Annotated in this window: 4 protein-coding genes; all 4 read right to left on the bottom strand. The window is 72.2% G+C overall.

Annotated features, from left to right (window positions below):
• Positions 1-163 precede the first annotated feature (163 nt).
• On the bottom strand, positions 164-1,105 hold the full coding sequence (locus D455_RS0125080; protein WP_017573417.1) for a dihydroorotate dehydrogenase: 942 nt from the start codon (positions 1,103-1,105) through the stop codon (positions 164-166).
• Between the two features lie 40 nt (positions 1,106-1,145).
• Positions 1,146-2,045, bottom strand: coding sequence for a dihydroorotate dehydrogenase electron transfer subunit (locus D455_RS0125075; RefSeq protein WP_017573416.1), 900 nt, complete (start codon positions 2,043-2,045; stop codon positions 1,146-1,148).
• 356 nt (positions 2,046-2,401) lie between these two features.
• Positions 2,402-5,704: a carbamoyl-phosphate synthase large subunit gene (carB, locus tag D455_RS0125065; protein WP_026122959.1), complete on the bottom strand. Its 3,303-nt coding sequence runs from the start codon at positions 5,702-5,704 to the stop codon at positions 2,402-2,404.
• A gap of 16 nt (positions 5,705-5,720) precedes the next feature.
• Positions 5,721-6,374 (bottom strand): carbamoyl phosphate synthase small subunit (locus tag D455_RS0125060; protein WP_017573413.1); only part of this gene is annotated, 654 nt, incomplete at its 5' end.

Raw genomic sequence — 6,374 nt, 5'->3', positions numbered from 1 at the left:
GCGGAGAAGCGGCGCGTCCCGTCCACGGCCGCCTGGGCGGCCGTGGACGGGACGCGCCGGTCGCGGCAGTGGTAAGAGACCAATCGTGCACGCCGGGTCGCCCAGCGCCGCCTGAACGCCGTCCAGGCCGGTCAGGGGGCTCGCGCGCCGCGCGCACGGCTCGTCAGGCCCCCACGCCCGTCCGGTGGGCGGCACCCACCAGGTCGGTCGCCCGGGCCAGCCCCCGGGCCTCCAGCCACTCGGTGAACTCCCGCAGCACGCGCGCGCAGGCGGAGGGGTCGGAGAAGTTGACCGTGCCGACCGCCACCGCGCTGGCCCCGGCCGCCATGAACTCCACGACGTCGGCGCCCGTGCGGACCCCGCCCATCCCCACGATGGGCACGTCCGGCAGCGCCTCGTGCACGCGGTAGACGCACCCCACCGCGAGCGGTCGGATCGCCGGTCCCGAGAGTCCGCCCATCCCCCCGGCGACCGCCGGGCGCAGGGTGCGGGTGTCCACGGCCATGCCGCGCACCGTGTTGACCATGGACAGCCCGTCGGCGCGCGCCTCCACGCACGCGGTCGCCAGCTCCACCACGTCGGGGACGTCGGCGGCGAGCTTGGCCAGCACCGGCATGCCGGAACGGGTGTGTGAGCGCACCGTGCGCACCACCGCCGCGGCCTGGGAGACGTCGTCGACGAAGCGGCGCCCGGAGGGGTCGGACGGGTCGGGGCTGGAGAGGTTGACCTCGATCGCGCCGACCCCGTCCGCGGCCGAGACGCGCCTGGCCAGCTCGCCGAACTCGTTCACCCCCGCACCGGCGACCGACACGATCGCCCGGCCGCCGCGGGAGAGGAGCCAGGGCAGGTCCCGCTGGAGGAAGACGTCCACTCCGGGGCCCTGCATGCCCGTCGTACTGAGCATCCCGCTGGGCGTCTCGGCCATGCGCGGTGCCGGGCGCCCGGCGTGGGGCTCCAGCATGACCGACTTGGTCGTGACGGCGCCGATCGAGGCGATGTCGAAGAACTGGGCCAGCTCACGGCCCGCTCCGGCGCATCCGGCGGCGGTCACCACGGGGTTGGGCAGTTCCCAGCCGCCCAACCGGATCCTGAGGTCCGTGTTCACTCTCTTCCCCGCTTCTCGCTGGTGGTCTGGGCCGGACGCCTCAGGCGATGTCGCGGGCCGACTCGGCGGCACGGGCCGCACTGGAGCCCTTCCACCCCGGGGCGCCCAACGCGTCGAAGGGGATGGACCCCACGTCGTCGAAGCGCACCTGCTCGCCCCGGAAGACCGGACCGTCGACGCAGGAGCGCACCATGCGGGTGATGCCGTCCTCCCCCACCACCGGGATGACGCAGGTCATGCAGACTCCGGTACCGCAGGCCATGGTCTCCTCCACCGCCACCTGGACGGGGACGCCGTGACCGCCCGCCACGGCGGTGACCGCACGCAGCATCGGCATGGGCCCACAGGCGTAGACGGCGTCGGAGCGGCAGTCCTCGATCACCCCGCCCAGGACGTCGGTGACCCGGCCGCGGGTGCCGAAGGAGCCGTCGTCGGTGGTGAAGACGGCCGTCTCGGCGATACGGCGGGCGGTGATGGCGCTGAACACCCGGTCCGCGGAGGCGGCGCCCAGCACGAAGTCCACCCGGCAGCCGCGCCTGCGCAGCGACTGGGCGAGCGGGAACAGCGGGGCGCTGCCCGAGCCGCCGCCGACCAGCACGCAGTTGACGGGGTCACGGGGCAGCGGGAAGGGGCGACCCAGCGGGCCGACCACGTCCAGCAGGTCGCGCGACCTGCGCTCGGACAGCCAGGCGGTACCGGTACCGCGCACCGAGAACAGGAACTCGACAGTGCCGCCGTAGTCGGGTTTGACGTCGTGGATGGCGAAGGGGCGGCGCAGCAGGGTGCTGGAGTGGTCACCTCCGACGGCCACCGACACGAACTGCCCGGAGCGGAACCGCTCGGCGATGCCCGGGGCGACCACGGTGATGGCGTAGTAGGCGTCCACCCTGCGTACGTTCAGCACGGGACACCTGGTCTGCACCGGTCCGTTGTCGCTCATCAGGTCGTGGCGTCGGGGCCGCCGGTGTCGTGGACCGGGGCCCCGACGCCGCCCTCCCCCCTCTGGAATTCCTGCGTCGGCCTGTGCGCCAACCGTATAGGCGGGAACGCCGTGGACACACACCGTCCACAGCACACCGCCCACGGTCCCGGATCCGGAGGGGCGTGCCCGCGCTCCCGCCTCCCGGCCGGAACGCCCGGACCGTGCGGGAACGGGCCGTCTCCCCGGAGGGGCGACCGCGTCGCCGCCCGCCGGGCCCGCCTGAGGACGTCCGAAGGCGCCCCGGCGGGCGACGGCGGGCGACGAAGAGGCGAGCACCGGGGCCCGGGCGACGCGGCGGCCCGAACGAACGCCGTCTAGGACCGGCTGGCGGTGAGAGTGTGCGCGTGCTCCTGGAGGGAGCGCACGTCGACGTCGCCGCGCACCCGTGCCTCGATCGCCTGGACCGCGGCGGCCAGGCCCTGCACGGTGGTCACGCTGGGCACGCCGCGCACCACGGCCGCGGTGCGGATCTCGTACCCGTCCAGGCGCGGACCGGCCTGCCCGGCGCTGCCGAACGGCGTGTTCACGATGAGGTCGACGCCGCCCGAGTGGATGAGCTGCACGATGGTCGGTTCCCCGGCCGGGCCGCTGCCCTCACTGTGCTTGCGCACCACGGTGGCGTGCACACCGTTGCGGCGCAGGACCACGGCGGTGCCCTCGGTGGCCAGGATCTCGAACCCCAGGTCGGCCAGACGCTTGACCGGGAAGATCATCGAGCGCTTGTCGCGGTTGGCCACGGAGACGAACACCCGCCCCCGCTCGGGCAGGGAGTCGTTGAGGGCCAGCTGCGACTTGGCGTAGGCGGCGCCGAACTCCACGTCCAGGCCCATGACCTCGCCGGTGGAGCGCATCTCGGGACCGAGGATGGTGTCGACGCCCTCGCCCTCCTTGTCGATGAACCGGTTGAAGGGCAGCACGGCCTCCTTCACCGACACCGGGGCGTCCACGGGCAGGTCGCCACCGTCGCCGCTGGCGGGCAGCATGCCCTCCTCGCGCAGTTCGGCGACGGTGGCCCCCGCCATGACGCGGGCGGCGGCCTTGGCCAGCGGCACCGCGGTGGCCTTGGACACGAACGGCACGGTGCGCGAGGCGCGCGGGTTGGCCTCCAGCACGTTGAGCACGCCGGAGGCGAGCGCGTACTGGACGTTGAGCAGGCCGCGCACCCCGGTGCCCCGGGCGATGGCCTCGGTGGAGTAGCGGATGCGCTCGATGTCCTCGCTGCCCAGGGTGACGGAGGGCAGGGTGCACGCCGAGTCGCCGGAGTGGATCCCCGCCTCCTCGATGTGTTCCATGACGCCGCCCAGGTACAGGTCGCGGCCGTCGTAGAGGGCGTCGACGTCGATCTCGATGGCGTCGTCGAGGAAGCGGTCGATGAGCACGGGGTGCTCGGGGCTGACCTCGGCGTTGCGCTCGATGTAGTCGGCGAGCATCGTCTCGCTGTAGACGATCTCCATGCCCCGTCCGCCCAGCACGTAGGAGGGGCGGACCATGACCGGGTAGCCGATCTCGTCCGCGGCGGCCTTGGCCTCGGCGAAGGAGTGGGCGGTGCCGTACTTGGGCGCGGGCAGGCCGGCGTCGGCCAGGACCTTGCCGAACTCGCCGCGGTCCTCGGCCAGGTCGATGGCCTCGGGGCTGGTGCCGATGATGGGCACTCCGGCCTCCTTGAGGCGGCGGGCCAGGCCGAGCGGGGTCTGACCGCCCAGCTGGACGATGACCCCGACGACCGGTCCGGCGGCCTGCTCGGCGCGCACGACCTCCAGCACGTCCTCCAGGGTGAGCGGCTCGAAGTAGAGCCGGTCGCTGGTGTCGTAGTCGGTGGAGACGGTCTCGGGGTTGCAGTTGACCATCACGGTCTCGTACCCGGCGTCGGAGAGGGCGAAGGAGGCGTGGACGCAGGAGTAGTCGAACTCCACGCCCTGGCCGATGCGGTTGGGTCCCGAGCCCAGGATGATGATCTTGGGCCGGTCGCCCTCGGGGACCTCGGTCTCCTCGTCGTAGCTGGAGTACAGGTAGGGCGTGCGGGCCGCGAACTCGGCGGCGCAGGTGTCCACGGTCAGGTAGACGGGGTGGATGCCCAGGGCGTGGCGCAGTTCGCGGACCACGTCCTCGCTCCTGCCGGTGATCTGGCCGATCTGGACGTCGGAGAAGCCCAGTCCCTTGGCCTCGCGCAGCAGGTCGGCGTCGAGTTTGGGCGCGGCCGCCAGGACGCGGGCCATCTCCTCCAGGCGCAGCATCTGGTCCACGAACCAGGGGTCGATCCTCGTCGCCTCGTGGACCTGCTCGACGGTGGCGCCGGCGCGCAGGGCCTGCTGGACCTGGCGCAGGCGGTGCTCGGTGGGCGTGGCGGCCAGGCGCAGCAGTTCGTCCCTGTCGCCGGGTTCGCCCTCCCAGGTCAGGCCCACGCCCTTCTTCTCCAGGGAGCGCATGGCCTTCTGGAGGGCCTCGGGGAAGGACCGGCCGATGGCCATGGCCTCGCCCACCGACTTCATGGTGGTGGTGAGGGCGGGGTCGGCGCCGGGGAACTTCTCGAAGGCGAAGCGGGGCACCTTGACGACCACGTAGTCCAGCGTGGGCTCGAAGCTGGCCGGGGTCTCCCGGGTGATGTCGTTGGGGATCTCGTCCAGGGTGTAGCCGACGGCGAGCTTGGCGGCGATCTTGGCGATCGGGAAGCCGGTGGCCTTGGAGGCCAGCGCCGAGGAGCGGGACACGCGCGGGTTCATCTCGATGACGATGATCCGGCCGGTGGTGGGGTGGACGGCGAACTGGATGTTGCAGCCGCCGGTGTCCACGCCGACCTCGCGGATGACGGCGATGCCGATGTCGCGCAGCTTCTGGTACTCGCGGTCGGTGAGGGTCATGGCGGGGGCGACGGTGATGGAGTCGCCGGTGTGCACGCCCATGGGGTCGAGGTTCTCGATGGAGCACACGACCACGACGTTGTCGTTGGCGTCGCGCATCAGCTCCAGCTCGTACTCCTTCCAGCCGAGGATGGACTCCTCCAGGAGCACCTCGGTGGTCGGGGAGAGCGCCAGCCCCTGCCCGGCCATGCGGCGCAGCTCGGCCTCGTCGTGGGCGAAGCCCGAGCCCGCGCCGCCCATGGTGAAGGACGGGCGCACCACGACCGGGTAGTCGAGCTCCTCGGCCGCGGCCAGGCACTCCTCCAGGGTGTGGCAGATACGGGAGCGCGCGGACTCGCCGCCGATGCGCTCGACGATGCCCTTGAAGCTCTCACGGTCCTCGCCGGACTGGATGGCCTCGATGTTGGCGCCGATGAGTTCGACACCGTACTTGTCGAGGATGCCCGCCTCGTCGAGCGCGACGGCGGCGTTGAGCGCGGTCTGCCCGCCCAGGGTGGGCAGGAGCGCGTCGGGGCGCTCCTTGGCGATGATCTTCTCGATCATCTCGGTGGTGATCGGCTCGACGTAGGTGGCGTCGGCGATCTCCGGGTCGGTCATGATCGTGGCCGGGTTGGAGTTGACCAGGATGACCCGGAGGCCCTCTGCCTTGAGGACCCGGCAGGCCTGGGTACCCGAGTAGTCGAACTCGGCCGCCTGCCCGATCACGATCGGCCCGGAGCCGATCACGAGGATGGATGAAAGGTCACTACGGCGCGGCATGCTCTGCTTCCTCTTGCTACTTGGCAGCCGGAGCGGGCTGGGCGGACATCAGGTCGACGAACGCGTCGAAGAGCTCGGCGGCGTCGTGGGGGCCGGCGGCGGCCTCGGGGTGGAACTGGACGCTGAACGCGGGTCGGTCCAGCAACCGCAGGCCCTCGACGACCTGGTCGTTGAGGCCGATGTGGCTGACCTCGGCCCGGCCGTAGGGGGTGTCGAAGGGCTCGTTGAGGGGGGCGTCGACGGCGAAGCCGTGGTTCTGGCTGGTGATGGCGACCCGGCCGGAGCCGGTGTCGATCACCGGCTGGTTGACGCCCCGGTGGCCGAAGGTCAGCTTGTAGGTGCCCAGGTCCAGGGCGCGGCCCAGGATCTGGTTGCCGAAGCAGATGCCGAAGAGCGGTGTGCCCGCGTCCAGGACGCCGCGCATGGCGGCGACGGGTCCGTCGGCGGTGGCGGGGTCGCCGGGGCCGTTGCTGAAGAACACGCCGTCCGGTTCCAGGGCGAGGATGTCCTCGGTGGTGGCGGTGGCGGGCAGCACGGTGACGCGGCATCCCCGCTCGGCCAGGCGCTGGGGGGTCATGGCCTTGATGCCGAGGTCGACGGCGGCGACGTGGAAGCGGGTCTCCGTGCCCTCGGGCGGCAGGACCTCGTAGTTGTCCTTGGTGCTGACCTC

The organism is Nocardiopsis halotolerans DSM 44410 (assembly GCF_000341065.1).
Lineage (GTDB): Bacteria > Actinomycetota > Actinomycetes > Streptosporangiales > Streptosporangiaceae > Nocardiopsis > Nocardiopsis halotolerans.
This window is presented reverse-complemented; position numbering and strand designations above follow the sequence as displayed.

What these genes read in the sequence shown, in the direction of transcription:
- carB (WP_026122959.1), bottom strand. Translation starts at nt 5,704, where the DNA reads ATGCCGCGCCGTAGTGACCTTTCATCCATCCTCGTGATCGGCTCCGGG.
- D455_RS0125075 (WP_017573416.1), bottom strand. Translation starts at nt 2,045, where the DNA reads ATGAGCGACAACGGACCGGTGCAGACCAGGTGTCCCGTGCTGAACGTA.